Genomic DNA, 21,794 nt, shown 5'->3' with positions numbered 1-21,794 from the left:
GGCTAAAATTTTATTTAAGCCATTAGCTCTTCAAAGGTATGCTTTTCTATGGTTTCTTTTTCTATAAGTTCTTTAACTATTTTTTCCATTTTATCTTTATTAGTTTTTATCAGATCAGTGACAGTCTTTAGAGCTTGTCCAACATATTTGGAAACCTCTTCATCTATCATCTCAGCTGTTCTCTCACTATAGTCTCTTCTTTCATGTATTTCTTTTCCTAGAAATACTAATTCTTCTCTTTCTCCAAAAGTACGAGGACCCATCTTTTCATTCATACCAAATTCAGTAACCATTCGTTGAGCCACTTCAGTAACTTTTTTCAAATCATTGGAAGCCCCAGTGGTCAATTCGCCAAAAAATATTTTTTCAGCGGCATAGCCTCCTAGGAGTACAGCCATATTGTCTATAAATTCAGAATAGCTTTTTAGCATACGGTCTTCTTTTGGCAGATTGAGAGTATAGCCAGCGGCTCTTCCTCTGGATATGATAGATACTTTATGTACTCCGTCGGCATGTGGCAATAGATGTCCGGCTAGGGCGTGGCCAGCCTCATGATAGGCGGTGATCTTCTTTTCTTTATCAGATAAGATATGACTTTTTCTTTCTCGACCCAACATCACTCTTTCAATAGAATCAAGCACTGTCTTACCGTCTATTGTTTTTTGGTTGTTGCGGGCAGCAGCAATAGCAGCTTCATTTAACACATTGGCTAAATCAGCTCCGGAAAATCCAGGAGTCCTTTGGGCAACAAGTCGTAAGTCTACATCTTTATCAAATGGTTTTTTCTGGGCATGTATTTTAAGTATTGCCTCTCGGTCTTTTATATCAGGTAAGTCAATTACTACTTGTCTGTCAAAACGTCCTGGACGCAGCAATGCTGGGTCAAGTACATCAGGTCGGTTGGTGGCTGCTAGCACTATTACATTGGTCTGATTGTCAAAACCATCCATCTCTACCAGGATTTGATTGAGAGTCTGTTCCCTTTCATCATGGCTTCCGCCTAGACCAGCACCACGTTGGCGTCCGACAGCATCTATCTCATCAATAAAAACTATACAAGGAGAAGCCTTTTTAGCTTTTTTGAATAGATCACGAACACGGCTAGCACCGACTCCGACAAACATTTCTACAAACTCAGAACCGGAAATATGGAAAAATGGTACTCTAGCTTCACCAGATACTGCTCTGGCCATCAGAGTTTTACCAGTTCCAGGGGAGCCTAATAGCAGTACGCCTTTTGGAATTTTGGCGCCTATGGCAATAAATTTTTGTGGGTGTTTCAAAAAATCTACAATTTCAGTTAAATCTTCTTTAGCTTCTTTAGCTCCAGCTACATCCTTAAAGGTTATTTTTTGTTTTTGTTGGTCAGCCAGTTTAGCGCCTGATTGGCCAAAGGTCATAGCTCGGGAGTTTACTCCTTGGACTTGTCTCATCATAAACCAGAGAAGGCCGATGATAAATAAAGCTGGGATTATAAAGGGTAGTATAGTGGTTAGAAAAAATCCGGAGTTGCTATCTTCAGCTACTTTTATGTCCACGGCTGACATTTTTTCAGTGCTGACATCGTAGTTTTTTAGGAGCTCGGATAGAGACTCATTTATTTCTTTTTTACTGCTTTGTTGTGTCTCATCTTTTAATATTATATCAAGCTGAGTGCCTTTGACAGTAATGCTTTTGACCTGTTCTTGGTTTATTTCTTGCACCAGGGTGGCAATGCTCACTTCTTCTACTTGCTTTGATTTATTATCAAAAAAAGTAAAGACACTGGCGATAGCTACAAATATCAAAAAGAAGATGAGAAAATTTTTTAAAATATTTTTCATATAATTTTACCTTTGTTTTTTATTTAAACACAAAAAGCAGAAAATAGAAAGCTTATTTAGCGTCTTTTTCCTCTTTAGTTTCTGTTGGAGTGATTTTTTCGCTGGTCTTGGACTCTTCTTTAGTTTCGCCAGTTTTAGCTTTTTCCTCTTTTTTGTTGTCAGTCTTTTTTTCAGACTGTTTTTCCTCTGTAGTTTCAGGTTTTTTTTCAGAAGCTTCTTTTTTATCTTCAGATTCATCTTCAGAGTTTTTTGGGTCAACTTTTAAGGAAAGACCTAAGCGATGATTTTTTGGATCAATGGTCAATATGACAAATTCATATTCATTGTCTACTTTGATTATATCTTCCGGTTTACTTACTTTTTTATTGCTAAGTTCGGAGATATGTACCAGTCCATGAATATCATCGTCCAATTCCACAAAAGCTCCAAATGGATTAACTTTCAAAACTTTACCTTTGACCTTTTGGTCAATTGTATATTTTTTGCTTACTTCCACCCAAGGGTCTTTTTGTAGTTTTTTAATAGATAGTGAAATTTTAGTTTCTTCGATGTCAATAATTTCGGCTTTTACTTTGTCGCCGACTTTGATGATGTCGCGAGGGTTATCAATTCTTTGCCAAGCTAACTCGGAAATATGAACCAATCCTTCTAGACCATCGCCAAACTCTACAAAAGCACCAAAATCAACTACACCCGTTACTTTTCCTTCTACAATATCGCCGACTTTAAATTTGGAGATTACTTTCTTTTGTTTATCATCCCAAGCAGCTTTTTCAGAGACAATAAGCTTGTCGTCTTTTTCATCAACATCAATAACCTTGGTTTTTAAATTCTGATTTACAAAAGATTTTAAGTGAGACAATATTTTGTTTTTGTCTCCGCCCTCAATACGAGGATAATGCTCGATAGTAAGTTGTGATACTGGCAAAAATCCGACAACATTGCCTATTTTTATCATTAGACCACCTTTGTTGGCGTCAATTACTTTTGAGTCAACAATAGTTCCTACTTTTAGTAGGTCTTCCAATTTATCCCAAGCTTTTTTATGTCCAGCTTCACGTAAGGACAACTCCATGTAACCATTTTCATTGTCTAGGCCAATAACAGTGGCGGTAGCTTGGTTGTCAATTTTTAGATTTGAGGATTCATCTGACTCATCATAGATTTCACGACCACGAATAATACCGGTAGTGATACCGTCTATATCCAGATAAATTTCATTTTTTGAGACGCTAATTACAGTCCCAGTTACTAAGTCTCCAACTTGAGGAATCTTTACTGCCTTTTCATCTTTAAGCAGCTCATCCATTGGACTTAGAACTTGTGTTTTTTCTTCTGACATTAATTATTAATGATTATCCCTCCCCGCAAGCGGGTCGAGTTCTCAAGGGTTCAGGCCTTGAGAGCTTGTTAAATTAGTTTTAAATAGCCGCCTTAGATTAACACAAACTAAGAAAAAAATCAAGCCCCTGTACTAGGAGCAATCAAAGATTGAAAAAAGACCTTTTTTAGCTTATTTTTTTGGGCATTCTTATCTTTATGCCGATAGAGAGTGAACTTAATTTTATAACTTTATTTTTAAACTTAAATTAGCTTGGTAAAAATCCAATTTCGGCCTTATTTTATAGGCAAATATGATTCTCTAACGGGGTTTACTTCCAATATTATTTATGATAAAATTAGAGACGTTAATAGGTATAAAAAAGCAGTAAAAAATATGACAATTTCATGGCATGGTTTTAACTATTTTAGGCTTAAAAATGGTGAACATACTTTGGTTATAAATCCTTATGCTCTGGACAAAGCCACAAAATTCTCCAAAGCAAAAGGGGATGTAATTTTATTTTCTGATTCTAGTCAAGTTGCTAAGATAAAAATGGATAGCGATTCTTTTGTGATTGATAGCCAGGGAGAGTACGAAGTAAAAGATGTTTTTGTATATGGCAAAGCTTTAAACGGCAATATTATTTATTATATTATTTTTGAAGATATAAAAATTGCTTTTTTGGGAGAGTTTGGCCATGAAGAGTTGGCCAATAGTTATCTGGAGTTGGTGGAAGGTGCCGATATTTTAATAGTACCGGTTGGCGGTGGTGATTTGACCACAGCCAAAGAAGCGGCCAAAATCATTCGTCAAGTAGAGCCCCGAATTGTTATACCAAGCTGTCATAAAGCCGGCAGCTTTAAATTAAAGGCTGATGATGTATTGGACTTTATCAAAGAAATAAGTACTAAACCAGAGATAGAGGACAAATTCAAAATAAAGAAAAAAGATTTGCCTCAGGATGATATGAAACTAATAATACTTAATTTGCAAAAATGATTTTTTTTGGGTCAAATAAAAAAATATTTTTGATAGTTATAGTGGCACTTGGAGTAACGGGTTTTATTTTTTCTGAATGGGTAAAAAGAGAGCCTTTTGGTAGTATAGACAGAAGTAGTAATGTATTTTGGCAAAATATTTTTGAAGCCGGCGACCAGACAGTTGATAAAATTCAGGATAGCACTGTTTTGGGTATTAGTAATGCCAAGAATTTTGCTGACGAAGTTCAAAAAGAAGAGCAGCGTTCCCAATTGATTGACGAAGCCAAAAAATATTTGGAAAATAAAGTTGATGTTAATGAGTGGGAAATATATAAAAATGATAAATATAATTTTTCAATAGCTATTCCTCCCGGATATAAAAATAGAGCTGTATATGAAGATTTTGATATACCATTGAGTCCAGACCTGAGCGCTTTTTATTTGGTCTATAGTGATAAATCAATTAGTATGGATACAGAAAGCGAAGTGCTTTATGATAATACCGATACATTGGAAAATATTTTGGCACAAAGAGCAGAGGAATATGGTTATCAAATTATAAATATTAATAATGTTGTTTTGTATAAAAATAATGATTTCCCAGAAAATGGAAACACTATCTTCACAGCGATGGCGGATAGAATATTATTATTTACCTTTAGAAATATAGATAACAATACTATTGATGCGATGATAAATACATTTAAATTTACAGATTAAATATATCAAGAAATTTGAAATATTATGGCAAAAAAGAAATTAATTAAAAAATCAACTAATAAAGCTCAAGACAGCAAAGAAACAAAAGCTAGTCAGGATATACTGATAAACAATCGTGGTCGAGTAGAGCCCTTGTCTATTGTAGAAGAGATGCAAAGCTCATATATTGACTATGCTATGAGTGTTATTGTTTCTCGCGCTTTGCCAGATGTCCGAGATGGTCTAAAACCAGTACATCGACGTATACTTTATGCTATGTGGACCTTAGGGCTCCGTCATACTGCCAAATTCAGAAAATCAGCTACCGTAGTCGGTGAAGTACTAGGTAAATATCATCCGCATGGTGATGCAGCGGTTTATGATTCTATGGTCAGAATGGCTCAGGATTTTTCTATGCGTTATACATTGGTCAATGGCCAAGGAAACTTCGGCTCAATGGATGGTGACGGAGCAGCTGCTATGCGTTATACCGAGGCTAAATTGCAGGGTCTAGCTGAAGAATTGCTTTTTGATATAGATAAAAACACAGTGGACTTCATACCAAACTATGATGGTTCTCAGAAAGAGCCAAGAGTCTTGCCAGCTAAATTACCAAATCTTCTTTTAAATGGTACAACTGGTATTGCGGTTGGTATGGCTACCAATATCCCGCCACACAATCTAGGGGAATTGATTGAGGCTATAAATCTCATTATTGATAAACCAAATGTTACTATTGATGAGCTGATTGAAATTGTAAAAGGCCCTGATTTTCCAACGGGCGGTGTAATCTATGATATAGATGACATCAAGACAGCTTATGCTACTGGCCGTGGTGGTATTGTAACGCGTGGAGAAGCAGAGATTGTGGAAGACAAAGTAGGACAATACAGAATCATTATTTCCTCTATTCCTTTTCAGGTCAATAAAGCCACTTTGTTGGAAAAGATAGCTCAGTTAGTTAAAGATAAAAAAATAGATGGTGTCAAAGATTTGCGTGACGAATCAGATAAAGACGGAGTCAGGATTGTCATTGAACTCAAAAAAGATTCTTATCCAAACAAGATTTTGAACAATCTTTATAAGCATACTCAATTGCAGGAAAAGTTTCATGTAAATATGCTGGCTTTGGTGGATGGTATACAGCCTAGAGTTTTGACTCTACAGTCAATTTTGGAAGAGTATATAAAACATCGTCAAGAAGTGGTTGTCAGGCGTACTCAGTTTGATTTGGATAAAGCCAAAGACAGAGCCCATATCTTGGAAGGACTTAAAAAAGCTTTGGATAAAATTGATGCGGTTATCAAAACTATCCGCGCCTCTAAAGATAAAGAAATTGCCAAGGTTAATTTGATGAAAAAATTCAAACTGACTGAGAGACAATCAGTAGCTATCCTAGAAATGAAGCTTCAGAGTTTAGCCAATCTAGAGCGTCAAAAAATATTAGACGAACTAAAAGAAAAATTGAAGATTATCAAAGATTTGGAAGCAATACTTAAGAGTAAGTCCAAAGTTTTGAGTATTATCAAAGATGAGTTGGCCGAAATCAAAGCTAAATATGCTGATCCTAGAAAGACAAAAGTAATAAAATCAGCTATTGGCAAAATGACTACCAAGGACCTTATACCCAATGAGTCCACTGTAATTATGATGACCAAAGATGGTTATATAAAGAGACTAGCTCCGGAGACATTCCGCACGCAGAGTCGTGGCGGCAAAGGCGTGATGGGTCTTACTACCAAAGAGCAAGATGAAGTAGAAGAATTTTTTACTACTTCTACTCACTCTGATTTGATGTTTTTTACCACTCGAGGACGCGTCTTTCAACTCAAGGCTTATGAAGTACCGCAACAATCTAGGACTTCCAAAGGTCAAAACATTGTCAACTTTTTACAATTGTCTCCAGAGGAAAAAGTCTCAAGTATTTTACAGAGCGAGGACTTCAAGGCTTTCAAATATTTTGTCATGGTCACTCGTAACGGCGTGATCAAGCGTACAGAGGTAGAACAATTTACACATGTCAGAAGAAGTGGTCTGATTGCTATTACCTTGAAAAAAGATGATGTGCTTGATTGGGTCAAACCGTCATCTGGTAATGATGATATTATGTTGGTTACGGCCAGAGGGCAGTCTATAAGATTTAAAGAGAAATCAGTCCGGTCTATGGGTCGTAGTGCTTCTGGAGTAAGAGGCATCAAAATCAAGAAGGATGATGCTATGATTGGTGCCGATATTATTGCTGATGGTAAAGCCAGTAAAGACGAACAGCTTTTGGTAGTTACTGTACATGGTTTTGGCAAGCGTACGGCTTTGGGCGCTTACAAGGTGCAAGGACGTGGTGGTAGTGGCATCAAGACTGCTCAGGTGACAGCCAAGACAGGTGAGGTTGCCAGTGCTAAGATTGTTTCCAAAAATATGGAGGATGAAGATATGATTATTATATCTCGTAAAGGACAGGTAATAAGGCTAGCTATCAAATCTGTTAGTATTTTGGGACGAGCTACTCAGGGAGTGAGACTTATGAGATTTAAAGACGGTGATGATAAAGTATCGTCTGTGACTTTTATTTAAAATTTTGAAATGGAAGAGCGAATTACATCAGCCAAAGAACAAAATGAAGACCGTACTTGGGATTTGACGCTTCGTCCGCAGACTCTGAGAGAGTATGTGGGTCAGCGTCAGGTCAAAGAAAATCTAGATGTATTACTTAGCGCTGCCAAAAAAAGGAAAGAAGCCATTGACCATGTGCTTCTTTTTGGACCACCGGGCTTAGGTAAAACTACACTCGCTCATATTATTGCCAAAGAAATGGGCACAGGTATCAAGGTTACTTCCGGACCGGCCATTTCTAAAGCCGGAGATTTGGCAGCTATTATTACCAATCTGCAAGATGGCGATATTTTATTTATTGATGAGATACACCGTCTCAACAAGACCATCGAAGAGATACTCTATCCAGCTATGGAAGATTTTGCATTAGATATTGTATTGGGCAAGGGTCCTTCAGCTCAGATGCTCAGGCTGGATTTGCCGCGTTTTACTTTAATTGGAGCCACTACTAGATATAATCTTATTTCTTCACCACTTAGAGATAGATTTGGGGCGACTTTTAGGCTCAATTTTTATAATGAGGATGAAATAGCCGATATTGTCAGTCGGGCAGCTGATATTTTGGCTGTGCCAATTGAAGATCAGGCTAGACTAGAAATAGCCAAGCGTAGTCGAGCCACGCCTCGTATTGCCAATAGAGTACTCAAACGTGTCAGGGATTATGCTCAGGTCAAAGCAGACGGTAAAATATCTCGTGATTTGACCAGAAGAGCTTTGGACATGATGGCCATTGATGAGTATGGTCTAGACGATTTGGATAGAAGGTTACTTACAGTATTGGTAGAAAATTTTTCTGGTGGACCAGTAGGTTTGGGTACATTGGCCGCGTCTCTTCAGGAAGAAGCCGGGACAATAGAAGAAATATTTGAGCCTTATTTGATGCAATTGGGTTTACTTTCTCGTACTTCGCAAGGCAGGATTGCTACAGATAAGACCTATGAGTATTTAGGCAAAGAAAAAAAAGACAGTCAGAAAAAAATGTTTTAGTATGAGACCGAAATTACTTCTGCACACTTGTTGTGCGTCATGTTCAATATATGTTTTGGATCAGTTAGCTCATGAGTATGATCTAACTATATTTTTTTATGACCCAAATATTCATCCCCGCAAAGAATACAATTTGCGTCGTGATGAAATGAAAAATTATGCCAAAAAAATTGGTCTAAAATTTGAAGAAGGCGAATATAATAGCTCAGAATGGTTCAAAAAAACCAAAGGGTTAGAAAACGAACCGGAGCGCGGCAGACGTTGTGATGCATGTTTTGATCTCAGATTATCTAAAACAGCGACCAAAGCTAAAGCCGAAGGCTATGATACTTTTGCTACAGTCTTATCTATTTCTCCTCACAAGGACTACGCCAAAATTAGTATGATTGGGCAGTCTCTAGCCAATCAACTGGGCATAGAATTTTTGGACCGAGATTGGAAAAAGAAAGACGGTTTTAAGATATCAAGCAAAATGTCCAAAGAAGAAGGATTTTACCGTCAGGATTATTGTGGCTGTGTTTATTCAAAAAGAAATTGACAAATATATTGTTATTAAGATAATCTTTATTTGATTATGTTCTCTGACACCTTGGTTTGAACTAGGCTCGAAAAAGGAGGAAGGTCATGAGTTGGTACTTCTGGGTAACCCTTGTGTACGCCACCATTGGCTGTTGTTACGGAATGCTTTACAGCAGTGACATCGTGTCTCTGCTCAATCGTGCTAGGCATCAACATGGGCCGCCAAGTGATGCTTTTTGTATTATTGGCTCTAGCATTGGAGTGTTTCTTTTTGTAGTATTTTTTTGGCTACCATTGTTGTTTTTCAATGGTAGCTACTCAGTACAGAAACCACACTATTTTCGTCTCAACGAGCATAGGATCAAATAGTTCTTGCCGGCTTCGCCGAAGGCGAAGCCGGCCACTCTATTTTATAATATTTATGAATATAAAATTATTTGACTACAATTTACCTCATGAGCTAATAGCTCAAAAACAAATAAAACCACGCGATCATTCGCGCCTTTTGATTTTAGATAGCGCTAAACAAAAAATTGCCCACAAGCATTTTTATGATTTGCCAGACATTTTGACTAGCAATGATGTTTTGGTGGTCAATGAAACAAAGGTATTTCCAGCCCGTCTTTATGGGCATAAAAGTACCGGTGGTAAAGTAGAAATATTACTTATAGATCGGGTCAACCCGTCGGGTTGGCTAGCCATGATTGGTGGCCGTAATCTAAAAGTAGGAGATGCTATTTATTTTGATAAAAAATTAGAAGCCAAAATTATTAAAGATATAGATGGCAAGACTAAACAAGTCAAATTTAATAAATCAGGTAAAGAATTGGACAAGATAATTGATAATATTGGTCATACGCCGCTGCCGCCTTATATCAAGACCAAAGACAGTCAAAAAATTAAAAAAGATTATCAGACTATTTATGCTCGTAGTATTGGCTCGGCAGCGGCTCCGACTGCTGGATTGCATTTTACCGATCGTGTTTTAAAACAACTGTCAAAAAAAGGCATTAAGATTTTTAAAGTTACTTTGCATGTTGGACTTGGCACCTTTGCTCCAGTGGAAGCAGAGGAGATAGAAAAACACAAAATACACCATGAGTGGGCCAGGATTGATAAAAAGACAGCTGAAGCATTAAACAAACTAAAAAAAACAGGCAAAAATATAATAGCAGTTGGCACCACCAGCGCCCGGACGCTAGAGGCTTTTTCAGACAAAACAGGTGATTTAACCCCTGGGGTTAAATGGGTAGATATTTATATTTATCCTGGTTACAAATATAAGTTTGCAGATGATTTGATTACTAATTTTCATTTGCCCAAGAGCTCGTTACTATTTATGGTCTCAGCTTTGGCTAGTCGTGAACTAATAATCAAAACTTATCAAAAAGCTGTTGCCAAAAAATATAGATTTTTTTCTTTTGGTGACGCCATGATAATTACTAAAAATAGGCTATGATTTTTTTAAAATCTTTACAATACCCTTATCAGCATCTACTTCTGCCGATTTTGTCTAGAGCGAAGCGACTAGATGCAAAATCGAGCATCCCGCTGTATAGCGGGATCTGGTTATTTCTTATTCAAAATCTTTACAATACCCTTATCAGCATCTACTTCTACCAAGTCGCCGTCTTTTAATACTTTGGTAGCGATTTTGGTAGCAATCACACAAGGCGTTTTTAATTCACGGGCAACTATGGCAGCGTGAGAGGTGACCCCACCTTGTTCTGTTACGAAAGCGGCGGCTTTTTTCATGGCCGGTAAAAGGTCGGGTTGGGTGGAGATAGAAACGAGGATGTCGCCGGCTTGCATTTTTTGCATGTCAGCTATTACATTTATTATTTTGACCGGTCCTTTGGCATGACCACGGGCTCCGCACTGGCCTTTGATTTCAGAGACTTCTTCTATATTTTCAGTCTGGATTATTTCAGTCGCTTGTTTGGCCATGCGCCCAGTATAAAAGGCGTGTTCATTTTTGTCGGTATAATATACGGAAAAAGGTATTCTTTTTTTTATTTCTTCTTTGTTTAATTTATTTTTAAATAAAGCGTTGTATAGTTCTTCGCTTGTCATGAATTTTGTTTCTTTGATGCTGAGACCAAGTCTTTTGCCTATTTGTTCTATAATAGGCACCATTCGATAGATGGCAAAAAGCTGGGCATAGCGACGGTATATTTTCGTAATCATAAATTCACCCCACTGGTCAAAAAATATTTTATGCTGAGATGATAGTTTTAGTTTTTTTATCAAGCTGTCTCTTTTTTTTAGCTCTATTTTTGTAGCCGTGACTTCATCTTTTAGGGTTTTGCCGATGTTTGTCTCATTATTGACCAGTCGGACAAGTTTTTTTAGGTAGTGTTCAAAATTATATACACCTTGCTCTTCAGTAAATAAAAATTTTGTATAAAAATATTTTTGGTAGTGATCTTCTAGTTTTTTAGAAATCTTAGGATCAATTTTTTTGATAAGCTCTCTGACTCTTTCTTCAAATTTGGCCTCATATTCAGGAGAGTGAGTATATAAGCCAAAGAGCTTTACATCTTCCTCTTTGAATTTTTTGAAAAGCTCTTTAAATAATTTAAATTGTCTGAGGTCAGCTTGTATATCAGCGGCCATTTGTTTTATTTCATCTTCTTCTATTTTGATGAGTGACGGCTTGGCTGGCTCGGTAAGTAAAATAAGATATTCGGCCATATTATCATCGCTGACGCCCATATTTCTTAAAATTTCTTTGCCGGTTTCGGTCAGATTATTGCCAAACATATCAGCTGCTACTGGGAGCCACCCATAGCGATAGTAGTCAGTATGGACATCTTCATGTTTTTTGTAATAATCCCACAGTTTTTTGTTTGATAATTTTTCCAGATTATCCTGGGGCAGTTTTTGACAATAAGCTGTTAATTTATCAGACAGTTTTATAATATTTTGATTGACCTCTTGCATAAACCGGGGGTCTTTTTGGAATTTGTCTACTATATTTTGCCCTACTTGATAGGCGTCCTTTTTATCATAATAAAACCAAAGGTGATAATCCTTAAAAATAGCCACTACTTTTTGATAGGCGCGGCCGCTGGGGTTGGCAAATTCATCAACAAAACAATTCATCCATATTTGAGAAAAAAACGGGCACATATTTGGGATATCTTCAGCCAAAAGCCAGGGGCTATTGAATTTATCTTTGAAATCAGCGCTGCGGTTTTTTTCAAAGAGGTCTATCAACTCTTTGAAAGAGCGATAGTCATGGTTGAGAGAGTAGTATTTTTTATTAGCTTGATTTTTGGCTAGGACAAGATTGTTTTTTGTTAGCTTGTCCAGCTCGCGGGTGATATTGGCTGGATCTTTGCTAAGCTCTTTGGATAGTTGAGCCATATACCAACTTTTATCTGGGTTTTTGGTAAATAAATCAAGGATTTCATAAGAAGTTTGTGATTTAAATAGATTTTTCATATTTACCCCGTTAAATAAAATTTAAGTTTCTTAAATTTTAAATTCAATTAATTAGCTAGTTTATTGTATGTTTTTTAAAAATATACTATATGGTTTCTATTATCACCCATTAAATTGAATTTATTTAACGGGGTGAATTTGTCTATCAAACTAATTTTATTGTCTTATAAACAATTTTTATCATTATTTTCATTGTATGTCAAGAATATATATTTAAGCTACTTGGCTTTACCCCGTTTGCGCGAGGTGCTCAATTTTGTAACTACTCACTTCGTTCATAGGCAAAATTGGCAAAAATAAACTCCGTCGGCCCCAATGTCGACGGAGTTTTAGAAAACTTCCACGTTTTCCATATTCAGTTGTTAATTGTCTTCAGAGCAAGGTAGTAGTTCACTAAGATTGTTTTGTTTTTATTTCTAGCACTTTGTGCATTTGTGCGATTTTAGTGTAGCTACTATTTGCTAAAGAAGTAAAACAATGAACTACTACAAATACATTATAGCACATATTGGTTCAGGATTAAAAAGATATTTGCAGATATTTTACTATATGATAAAGTAATATCATGATTCATATCATAATAGGCACAAAAGCCCAGCTTATCAAAGTGGCTCCCTTGATGAAAGAACTTCAAGACAGGGGCGTTGATTACAATTTTATTATCAGTGGTCAGCATAAAGAGACTATGGATGATCTGATGGAAAATTTTGGAGTCAAAAAACCAGACATTGTTTTATATTCAGGTCCAGACATTGTCAAAGTCAGTCAGATGATTGCATGGGGCGGCAAAATTATTTTTAAATTTTTGAAAAACAAAAAAGAAATATTTAAAGATGATAAAAATGGAATTGTCATCAATCATGGTGATACTTTTACTACTCTCTTGGGGTCAATATTGGCCAAGCTGGCTGGATTAAAAAATAGCCATTTAGAATCAGGTCTTAGATCTTTTAATTTTTTTCACCCTTTTCCAGAAGAAATATTTAGGTATCTTACTTTTCACTTAACTGATTATTATTTTTGTCCAGGAGCTTGGGCGATGGGCAATTTAGAAAAATATAAAGGTAAAAAAATAGATACAATTTATAATACTCTTTATGATTCAGTCAAATTAGCTATAGATAGCGATACTAAACAAAATCTGGATATCCCTCAGGAAAAATTTGCCATTGTATCATTGCATCGTTTTGAAAATGTTTTCAAAAAAAATAGATTTTTGTCTTTGATTGAGCTGATAGAGGATACAGCTGATAGTATAAAGCTTTTGTTTATATTACACCCGCCTACTAAGGATAAATTAAGAAAATTTGATTTTTATAACAGGTTAAAAAATAATAAAAATATAGAACTCAGGCCACGGTATGATTATTTTGATTTTATAAAATTAATGGATAAGGCCGAATTTATTATTACTGATGGTGGGAGCAATCAAGAGGAGAGTTTTTATCTAGGTAAGCCTTGTTTGATATTGAGACAAAAAACTGAGAGGCAAGAAGGCTTGGGACAAAATGCTGTGCTTTCTGGCTATAATAAAAAAACTGTAGAAGATTTTGTAAGTAATTACTACAGCTATAAATTATACCCGAAAGACGAGGCAATTAATCCTTCCAGAATTGTGGCTAATTTTTTGATTCAGAATTTTCTCTAAATTTGTCAAATTCTTTCTTTCTCAGGTGATATAGGATTTTTTCCTGTGTTTTTTTGACTCTTTTTATCATATCGGCTAATAGCCCGAAGATAATAAGTAGGGTGCCAAAAGTCATAAAAAATACCGATACTATAAATAGAGTTTTTATGGGAGTGGTAACTAGATATATTATCCAGTAAACAAAAGAAAACAGTCCACCAGCAAAACCAAACACAAAAAGTAATAATCCCGGAACACCAAAAAAGGATAGTGGTTGAGTATCTCGAGTAGTATTGGCAATTATACCTAGACTTCTAAAACCATAAAATATTAGGTTACCGGATATTTTTGATTTTCTTTCTTTGAAGTATTTTACAGCTATTGGCACTTCAACTATTTTAATGCCTTTTTCGGCCAGGTCAATAAAAGCTTCTTGTGTGTAGGTAAATTTTCCAAACAAATTGAGTTGCAGAGCTGCTTCTTTGGAATAGGCCCTGAAACCGCATTGAGTATCGCTGAATTTTTGGCCGGTGATTTGAGAAATCAGCTTGCTAAAATATTTATTGCCCATTCTTTTCAGCCAGGGCACATTTTTGCTAGTATTTTTATCCAAAAATCTTGAGCCAGTTACCATTTGGGCTTCTTTTTCGACTATAGGTTTTACTAATTTAGGTATATCTTGAGGGTCAAATTGTCCATCACCATCTATATTTACTATTATATCGGCACCCAATTTTAGGGTGGCATCAATACCAGATTTAAAATTATTACCTAGCCCAATGTTTTTTTTGCGGCTAAATACATAATTGGCTCCCGCCTGCCGTGACAAATTAGCTGTTTGGTCACTTGAACCGTCGTCCATCACCAATATTTCTATTTTATCTATATTATCAATATTTTTTGGTATATTTTTGATAATATCGGCGATGGTTTTTTCTTCATTATAAGCTGGAATTTGGATGATTAATTTCATATTTTTTATTATATAGCAATTAAACCAGTAATCAAAAATTAAATCAAGGCTGCGTTTAATTTATCGTAGATATATGTTACTATATAGTTACATTTATAAAAAAATATAATTTGTGAAAAATTTTAGTTTAGAAAACACTATAAGTGTTATACCAAATAATATATTTATTTATATTATCTTGGTATTTTTATTTCATATTGGCTACAATTGGGGTTTTAGCGAGCCAATCGTAGTACCGGATGAGACAATATATCTTGGCCATGCTTATTATTTTTTTAGCGGGCACTCTTTTTCTTATGTCAACGCTGCTTTTGGTAGTTTTGGTTTTCCTTTATTTATTACGCCAATACTATTGTTTTTTTCCAATCCATTTTTGGTATACAAAGCGGCCTTGATTTTAAATAGTTTATTGTGTGTTTTGTTGTTTTGGCTGATATATTTATTTATAAAAGATTTGTTTAATATTGCCAAAGAAAAGGCAATGGCAATAGCTTTTGTTACTTCTTTATATCCAGCTATTTTTACTCAAGCCTCTTTAGTTATTACAGAGACTATATCTTTTGTTTTATTTGTTTTATTAATTTTGTTGTTTTGGAAAATTTTAGAGCGCAAAGAGCTCAAATATTTTATATTTTTTGGGCTAAATCTCGGCTTCCTTTATACAGTCCATGTAAGGTCGCTGGCTTTTATAGCAGCCGCTTTTTTGGTGTTAATTATATTGGCTATTTTAAGAGTAATAGAGCTCAAAAAAGTTATTTGGTCTATTATTATTTGTCTAGCATTGTTTTTTGTGACTCGACAAATAAATAGTCATTTATTATTATTGGGTTGGCAGGACTTGGTGCCATATTCTCTTAGCTATACTTTTAGCAAGCTCTTGACTTGGCGCGGTTTGGAAATATTTTTTTATAATCTCTTGGGGCAATTTTTATATCTAGGCATTTCTAGTTTTGGTCTATTTTTTGTGGCAATATTTTATTTGGTCAACTATTTGTATACTTCAATAAAATCCAAAGGCAAGAGTATTTTAGCAGATAATAAAGCGCTCGTGCTTATATTTTTATTTTTATTGTCGGGAGCAATGTTTTTTAGCTCTAGTCTTTTTATGGTTTTTTCTGAGAGATTGGATGCAGTCATATATGGCCGGCATAATGAGATATTTTTTATATTGTTTTTGGCTATAGGTATAGTAGCTTTTTATAAAAATAAGGTTAGTAGAAAAAATATAATTTTTTCTTTATTTAGTCTATTGGTTTTAGGGTTTATTATATCCATAAATAGAGGAGATTATTCCCAAGACACTATATTGATGTTTAATACTTCAGGCGTCTTTCCTCTGGCTATTATTTTACAAGGCCTAAAATTGTTTATTATTTCATTGATTAGTATAGCGCTATTTACTTTGCTTATTTTTTATTTTAAAAAAAGTTTTTACAATGGCCTGGTTGCTATTGTTATAATTTTTGTCTTAATGAACAGCATTAATCATTCTTATATGAAGGCTATGAGGGTGGCTCTTAGTAATTTTAATGATTTGGCTTATATAATAGATGAAAAAGGCATTAAAAATTTATCTTATGATATGACAAATTATGTTTGTGATGCTAAAGTGTCTGTAGCTTTGAGAGGTATGCATGATTATCCTCGTAATTTTGATCGTTGGCAATTTTTATTGTTGGGTACAAGATTTGATCCTTTTTCTAGTCAAAAAAATGAAAAACCAATAAATGAATTTGTAGTTTCTAGTGTTTGTTGGCCGCAAGCCGAAGAATTGGCAGCAAAACAAATAGCCGTTGATCAAAAAAATGGCCAGGCTTTGTGGACTGTAGAGTAATAATTAATTTTTTATAATAAAAAAATGTCAGGATTTTTCAAAAAAAGATTAGTATTTATCCTTTTTTTAATTTTGCTTTTGTTGCATATTTTTTATAATAGATCTTTTTATACTCCAAATGTTATTCCTGACGAAGTGATAGTTTTGGCTCATGCTCGTTATTTTGCCACGGGCATTAATTTTTATTTTATAGAGCATTCTTTCGGTACTTTTGGTTATGGGCTTTTACTCAGCCCATTATTTTTGATTTTTTCTAATGCTATATTGATTTATAAAATAGCCTTGTTGTTTAATGCCATTTTAGCTAGCGCTTTGGTATTTTTGTTTTATTATTTATTGAGGAATATATTTTCAGCTGATAAAAAAATAGCGGCTCTTATTTCTTTTGCGGCTTGCCTTTATCCATCATTATTTATGTATGCTAGTACCGCTACTTCAGAGTCACTGTTTGCATTTATAATGACCCTATCTTTTGTATTATTTTGGCGAGTTTTAAAAAACGAATCTTATATCAATTTTATATTTTTTAGTATATTTTTTGGTTCTCTTTATGCTATTCATCTCAGGGCTTTACCATTGGTATTTGTTGTAGTTGTGATCTTGATTATATTGGCAATTTTAAAAAGATTTGCTTGGCCTAAAACTATATTCAGTCTATTGATTATTTTAGGTTTATTTACCATGTCCTATATTTATAATGGATATATTTTAGCCAAGGCTTGGACAGATCCTAATGTGTATAGTATTTTGGATGTGTTGGTTAGGATTTTTTCTTGGTCAGAAATAAGATATATATTTTCTAAGTTTTTTGGTCAGGTATTATATTTATGTATAGCTAGTTTTGGAATATTCCCCCTGGCCTTTTTTTATGTGGTAAAAAATATTTTGAGAGGATTCAAAAAAGATAAAAAAAAGTTTTTGACTAATAATTTTTATATATTTTTCTCATTGTTTTTATTTTTATCTTTAACAATTTTTGGTGTTTCAGTTTTATTTTTTTCAGCAAGTAGCGGTAGAGCAGATATAGTGATTTATGGTAGACATAATGATCCATTTTTATTGTTGTGGATTTTGTTTGGTTTATGGGCTATCTATAAAGAGTTTTTTAGGTTAAGAAACTATATTTTTGTTTTGGTCATGTTGGCTAGTATAGCTATAATTTTGCATTTTCTAGCCGCCGATTTTTTACGTGGTCATTCGCTTTTATTTAATATACCAGGATTATTTGCCTGGATAATTACTTTTGGTGGTGTAAAAATTATTAAGATCACTTCTCTATCAATACTAGTAATAATTATTCTTTGGAGATTTTTTAGTAATAGATTTATATATGGTTTATTGATGCTGATGTTTTTTTATTTATTAATGAATTACATGTATTATTCATACAATATAGCCGTAAGAACAAACTTGTTTGAGCAGTATAATAATTTAGCGTTTCTGGTGATTAATGAAAAAATAGACAGCTTAAACTATGATATGACAAGGCGTACCTGTGTAGGGGATAAAATATTTACTACTATGGATTCGTATACTTATTCCAGAAATTTTGATCGTTGGCAATTTTTGCTTTTAAAATCTCGGTTAATTCCCTTTGATAGCTCTAATAATGAATTGCCAAATCAAAAATACGTGATAGCTAGTCTCTGCTGGCCACAAGCCGAAGAATTGAAGGCAAAACAAATAGCCGTTGATCAAAACAACAGCCAGGCTTTGTGGGAAATTGCTAGTAATTAAATTTAGTTAAAATGAAAATGGACAGTATCACCATCTTTGATAATATATTCTTTGCCTTCCATACGCATATGTCCTTTTTCTTTGGCCTGATTCCAGCCGCCATCATCTAGTAGGGTCTGCCAATTTATGACTTCGGCTCTGATAAAGCCTTTGGCAAAGTCGGTATGAATCACTCCAGCCGCTTGTGGGGCTTTGGCGCCATCTTCCACTGTCCAGGCTCTGGTTTCTTCCGGGCCGGTGGTAATAAAGGTAATGAGATTAAGTAATTTGTAACTAGCAGTAATCAGATTGTCCAAGCCGCTTTTGGCAATACCCAATTCTTTGAGATACTCTTTGGCTTCGTTTGCTTCCAAATCAGCTAGCTCAGCTTCTATTTTGGCGCAAATAGGAATAGTGTTTTCCGGCAGTCCCAAGTCGGCGGACAAATCAACTTCGTCTATATTGTATAGGTATATAATTGGCTTGGTAGTCAAAAGATTGTAGCCACGTAGTAATTTTTTTTCTTCAGGTTTAAATTCTAGAGTATTAGCCAATTGATTGTTTTCTAATACTTCTTTGACACGTTCCAAAACTATTTTTTCTGCGTCAAGTTGCTTGTCATGAGGGCCTTTTATTTTGGAGACCACTTTGTCATAAGTCTTAGTCACTGTATCAAGGTCGGCTAGAATAAGCTCTAGGTTAATTATTTGTTTGTCATATTCCGGATCAATATTGCCATGGACATGAGTGACATTTTTGTCTTCAAAGCGTCGGACCACTTGCACTATGGCGTCCACCTCTCTAATGTGAGCCAAAAACTTGTTACCTAATCCTTCTCCTTCTGACGCGCCCTTGACTAGTCCGGCAATGTCCACAAATTCAATGGTGGTGGGAATTATTTTGGCGGATTTTGACATCAAAGCCAATTTTTCCAGTCGTTCGTCTGGCACTGCCACCACGCCGACATTGGGATCAATAGTACAAAAAGGGTAGTTACTGGCTTCTACCTTGTTTCTGGTTAATGCTTGAAATAGTGTTGATTTGCCGACATTTGGTAGGCCGACAATTCCTAGGGAAAAAGACATAAATTTTGTTTAATAACTAGGGCATTAAATCATAGATTTGTATAAAAATCAATGATTAGTTATAATACTTCTACTATGAGTCAATTGGATTTCAAAAATGAACTAAACAAAGAACAATACGAGGTCGTTACTTCAGGTAAAGGGCCTCATTTAGTTTTGGCTGGCGCTGGTAGTGGCAAAACTAGAACCCTGACCTATCGGGCCGCTTGGCTGGTAGATAGTGGAGTAGATCCGGCTCGGATATTACTCCTTACTTTTACCAATAAAGCAGCCAGTGAGATGATAGCTAGAGTCAGGCATCTTTTGGGCATAAGAAAAGATGCTAAATTTCCTCTTTGGGGCGGGACATTCCACAGTGTAGCAAACAGGCTTTTGAGAATATATGGCAAAGCAATAGGAGTTGAACCAAATTTTACTATAATGGATAGTGATGACAGTGAAAGTTTGATAAAAATGATATCCAAAGAAATGCTAGTTAATATGTCAGAAAAAAATAAGCCATCAGCTAGTCTATTTAAAGAAACAATCAGCTTTGCCACCAACAGTAAACTCAGTATTGAAGAAGCCCTGGAAACCAAATTTCCCGAGTGGATGCCGCTTTTGGAAATTTTTGAAAAAATAGCTGGTGAGTATCAGCGCCGAAAAAAAGAATCCAATGTTTTGGATTTTGATGATTTGCTTATTTTTTGGAAAGCAATGACCGAACATCCAGAAGTATCAAAAAAACTTCAAGACAAGTGGGATTATATATTAGTAGATGAGTATCAGGATACCAATACTATTCAGGCTGAAATTATTTTTAATCTGGCTCAAACACACAAAAATATTTTGGCAGTCGGTGATGATGCTCAGAGTATATATTCTTTTCGAGCAGCTGATATCAGAAATATTTTGGAGTTTCCGGATAGATTTAGTAATACCAAAATATATAAACTAGAAACAAATTATCGATCTACACCGGAGATATTGGATCTGGCCAACGATATTATAAAGGCCAATAATTATCAATTTGCCAAAAATCTAAAAGCGGTCAAAGAAGCTCATGTCCGGCCAGAACTAGTAGCTTTGATGAGTCACAATCAAGAAGCTAGTTATATTGCTGACAAGATAGAGGAGTTGATTGAAAGGGGTATGAGAGAATCTGATATAGCTGTTTTATTTCGTGCCTCGTCACACAGTCGGGCTCTAGAAATGGAGCTCAATCGTCGAGGCATAAATTATGAGATGAGAGGTGGTCTTCGTTTTTTTGAAAGAGCTCACGTCAAAGATGTCTTGGCATATCTTAAAGTGCTGGGTAATTTTCGTGATGAAGTGTCCTGGATGAGAGTGCTTCATATGTACGAAGGTATTGGTGCGGTGACAGCCCAACTTATTTATCAAAAAATATCGGCTCTTGATAAATTGGAAGATATTTTGGATTTTAAAATTGAGATAGCCAGTAAAGCTGCTAAGAGCTGGAGCGAATTAATAGTCACTCTTGAGGCCTTATTGCAGCACAAAGATGAAAATCTCAGTAAGCTGTTGGCTATTATTATTAATCAGTATAGTTTTTATTTGATGAGTAAATATACAGATTATAAATATCGTCAGGATGATTTGGAGCAGCTGGCTCTTTTTGCCACTGAGTATGATTCTTTGGAACTATTTTTGAATGAAATAAGTCTGCAAGAAAGCTATTCGGCCAAACAAAATAGAGAACAAAATCAAAATGCTGTAGTACTATCTACTGTCCATCAGGCCAAAGGCCTGGAATGGCCGGCCGTATTTGTGATGTCTATGACTGACCAGTCTTTTCCTCATCCCTTATCAGTCAGTGAAGAAGAGAGAGAAGAGGAGCGTCGTCTATTTTATGTAGCTGTCACTAGGGCAGAAAAATATTTGTTTTTGACCTATCCTCTGGCGATGATTAGATATGACGGATTAAAACAAATGAAGCCATCCCCTTTTGTAGTAGATATTGATAGTCGTCTTTTGCAGTACAATGATTTGGCCAGAAGCGTGACCTTTGCGGCTGAAGACGGAGTAGAATATACACCAGAAGAAGGTAGTTTTTTGCCTAGTGTAGATGATTGGTAAAAATATGAGGATTTGTTATAATGTTAACACGTCATTACGAGCGGCAGCGAAGTAATCTAGAAGTTTTTAGATTGCCGCGTCGCTCATTTTATTC

At 35.3% G+C, this 21,794-nt stretch carries 15 protein-coding genes; 10 read left to right on the top strand and 5 right to left on the bottom strand.

Annotated elements, in window-relative coordinates; all coding sequences use genetic code 11:
* Window positions 1-14 precede the first annotated feature (14 nt).
* Together ftsH and KKH39_00605 are read right to left on the bottom strand one after the other, a co-directional pair.
* Window positions 15-1,823 carry an ATP-dependent zinc metalloprotease FtsH gene (gene ftsH / locus KKH39_00610; protein MBU1202538.1) on the bottom strand — a complete coding sequence of 603 codons (1,809 nt, stop codon included), beginning with the start codon at window positions 1,821-1,823 and terminating at the stop codon, window positions 15-17.
* A gap of 52 nt (window positions 1,824-1,875) precedes the next feature.
* On the bottom strand, window positions 1,876-3,165 hold the full coding sequence (locus tag KKH39_00605; GenBank protein ID MBU1202537.1) for a S1 RNA-binding domain-containing protein: 1,290 nt from the start codon (window positions 3,163-3,165) through the stop codon (window positions 1,876-1,878).
* A 375-nt stretch (window positions 3,166-3,540) separates the two neighbouring features.
* Here KKH39_00605 and KKH39_00600 point away from each other — a divergent pair, with 375 nt between their 5' ends.
* The 6 genes from KKH39_00600 to queA all read left to right on the top strand — a co-directional run bounded on the left by KKH39_00600 (window position 3,541) and on the right by queA (window position 10,401).
* Window positions 3,541-4,146, top strand: a complete 606-nt coding sequence (locus tag KKH39_00600; GenBank protein ID MBU1202536.1) for an MBL fold metallo-hydrolase — start codon at window positions 3,541-3,543, stop codon at window positions 4,144-4,146.
* The gene (locus KKH39_00595) at window positions 4,143-4,847 is read left to right on the top strand and encodes a hypothetical protein (protein ID MBU1202535.1); all 705 of its coding nucleotides are present in this window, start codon (window positions 4,143-4,145) and stop codon (window positions 4,845-4,847) included. The genes KKH39_00600 and KKH39_00595 overlap by 4 nt, the downstream gene beginning before the upstream one ends.
* A gap of 24 nt (window positions 4,848-4,871) precedes the next feature.
* On the top strand, window positions 4,872-7,397 hold the full coding sequence (gyrA, locus tag KKH39_00590) for a DNA gyrase subunit A (protein ID MBU1202534.1): 2,526 nt from the start codon (window positions 4,872-4,874) through the stop codon (window positions 7,395-7,397).
* Between the two features lie 9 nt (window positions 7,398-7,406).
* Window positions 7,407-8,423: a Holliday junction branch migration DNA helicase RuvB gene (gene ruvB, locus KKH39_00585; protein ID MBU1202533.1), complete on the top strand. Its 1,017-nt coding sequence runs from the start codon at window positions 7,407-7,409 to the stop codon at window positions 8,421-8,423.
* Window position 8,424: 1 nt separating this feature from the next.
* Window positions 8,425-8,961, top strand: coding sequence for an epoxyqueuosine reductase QueH (locus tag KKH39_00580; protein ID MBU1202532.1), 537 nt, complete (start codon window positions 8,425-8,427; stop codon window positions 8,959-8,961).
* 402 nt (window positions 8,962-9,363) lie between these two features.
* Complete coding sequence (gene queA, locus KKH39_00575; protein MBU1202531.1) at window positions 9,364-10,401, top strand: tRNA preQ1(34) S-adenosylmethionine ribosyltransferase-isomerase QueA; 1,038 nt, start codon at window positions 9,364-9,366, stop codon at window positions 10,399-10,401.
* A 110-nt stretch (window positions 10,402-10,511) separates the two neighbouring features.
* Here queA and KKH39_00570 read toward each other — a convergent pair whose 3' ends face one another.
* A complete protein-coding gene (locus KKH39_00570; GenBank protein ID MBU1202530.1) occupies window positions 10,512-12,389 on the bottom strand; it encodes a hypothetical protein in 1,878 nt (625 codons plus the stop codon).
* Window positions 12,390-12,954: 565 nt separating this feature from the next.
* On the opposite strand from KKH39_00570, the gene KKH39_00565 reads away from it, so the two are divergent.
* Complete coding sequence (locus KKH39_00565) at window positions 12,955-14,037, top strand: UDP-N-acetylglucosamine 2-epimerase (protein ID MBU1202529.1); 1,083 nt, start codon at window positions 12,955-12,957, stop codon at window positions 14,035-14,037.
* Here the strand turns inward: KKH39_00565 and KKH39_00560 are convergent.
* Window positions 14,009-14,989 (bottom strand): glycosyltransferase family 2 protein, encoded by a 981-nt coding sequence (locus KKH39_00560; GenBank protein ID MBU1202528.1) that lies wholly within the window; start codon window positions 14,987-14,989, stop codon window positions 14,009-14,011. The genes KKH39_00565 and KKH39_00560 overlap by 29 nt on opposite strands.
* A gap of 112 nt (window positions 14,990-15,101) precedes the next feature.
* Here KKH39_00560 and KKH39_00555 point away from each other — a divergent pair, with 112 nt between their 5' ends.
* The gene (locus tag KKH39_00555) at window positions 15,102-16,823 is read left to right on the top strand and encodes a hypothetical protein (protein ID MBU1202527.1); all 1,722 of its coding nucleotides are present in this window, start codon (window positions 15,102-15,104) and stop codon (window positions 16,821-16,823) included.
* 24 nt (window positions 16,824-16,847) lie between these two features.
* A complete protein-coding gene (locus KKH39_00550; GenBank protein ID MBU1202526.1) occupies window positions 16,848-18,560 on the top strand; it encodes a hypothetical protein in 1,713 nt (570 codons plus the stop codon).
* Between the two features lie 2 nt (window positions 18,561-18,562).
* Here the strand turns inward: KKH39_00550 and ychF are convergent, their stop codons facing one another.
* Window positions 18,563-19,624 (bottom strand): redox-regulated ATPase YchF, encoded by a 1,062-nt coding sequence (gene ychF, locus KKH39_00545; GenBank protein MBU1202525.1) that lies wholly within the window; start codon window positions 19,622-19,624, stop codon window positions 18,563-18,565.
* 75 nt (window positions 19,625-19,699) lie between these two features.
* Between ychF and KKH39_00540 the strand changes: the two genes are divergently transcribed.
* Window positions 19,700-21,700, top strand: coding sequence for an ATP-dependent helicase (locus tag KKH39_00540; protein ID MBU1202524.1), 2,001 nt, complete (start codon window positions 19,700-19,702; stop codon window positions 21,698-21,700).
* Window positions 21,701-21,794 lie beyond the last annotated feature (94 nt).

It is taken from the genome of Patescibacteria group bacterium (assembly GCA_018819405.1).
GTDB lineage: Bacteria > Patescibacteriota > Patescibacteriia > UBA1558 > GWA2-36-10 > XYD1-37-29.
The sequence above is the reverse complement of the archived record's forward strand: the minus strand, read 5'-3'. Positions and strand labels throughout refer to the sequence as shown.

What these genes read in the sequence shown, in the direction of transcription:
- ftsH (MBU1202538.1), bottom strand. Translation starts at nt 1,823, where the DNA reads ATGAAAAATATTTTAAAAAATTTTCTCATCTTCTTTTTGATATTTGTA.
- KKH39_00605 (MBU1202537.1), bottom strand. Translation starts at nt 3,165, where the DNA reads ATGTCAGAAGAAAAAACACAAGTTCTAAGTCCAATGGATGAGCTGCTT.
- KKH39_00600 (MBU1202536.1), top strand. Translation starts at nt 3,541, where the DNA reads ATGACAATTTCATGGCATGGTTTTAACTATTTTAGGCTTAAAAATGGT.
- KKH39_00595 (MBU1202535.1), top strand. Translation starts at nt 4,143, where the DNA reads ATGATTTTTTTTGGGTCAAATAAAAAAATATTTTTGATAGTTATAGTG.
- gyrA (MBU1202534.1), top strand. Translation starts at nt 4,872, where the DNA reads ATGGCAAAAAAGAAATTAATTAAAAAATCAACTAATAAAGCTCAAGAC.
- ruvB (MBU1202533.1), top strand. Translation starts at nt 7,407, where the DNA reads ATGGAAGAGCGAATTACATCAGCCAAAGAACAAAATGAAGACCGTACT.
- KKH39_00580 (MBU1202532.1), top strand. Translation starts at nt 8,425, where the DNA reads ATGAGACCGAAATTACTTCTGCACACTTGTTGTGCGTCATGTTCAATA.
- queA (MBU1202531.1), top strand. Translation starts at nt 9,364, where the DNA reads ATGAATATAAAATTATTTGACTACAATTTACCTCATGAGCTAATAGCT.
- KKH39_00570 (MBU1202530.1), bottom strand. Translation starts at nt 12,389, where the DNA reads ATGAAAAATCTATTTAAATCACAAACTTCTTATGAAATCCTTGATTTA.
- KKH39_00565 (MBU1202529.1), top strand. Translation starts at nt 12,955, where the DNA reads ATGATTCATATCATAATAGGCACAAAAGCCCAGCTTATCAAAGTGGCT.
- KKH39_00560 (MBU1202528.1), bottom strand. Translation starts at nt 14,989, where the DNA reads ATGAAATTAATCATCCAAATTCCAGCTTATAATGAAGAAAAAACCATC.
- KKH39_00550 (MBU1202526.1), top strand. Translation starts at nt 16,848, where the DNA reads ATGTCAGGATTTTTCAAAAAAAGATTAGTATTTATCCTTTTTTTAATT.
- ychF (MBU1202525.1), bottom strand. Translation starts at nt 19,624, where the DNA reads ATGTCTTTTTCCCTAGGAATTGTCGGCCTACCAAATGTCGGCAAATCA.
- KKH39_00540 (MBU1202524.1), top strand. Translation starts at nt 19,700, where the DNA reads ATGAGTCAATTGGATTTCAAAAATGAACTAAACAAAGAACAATACGAG.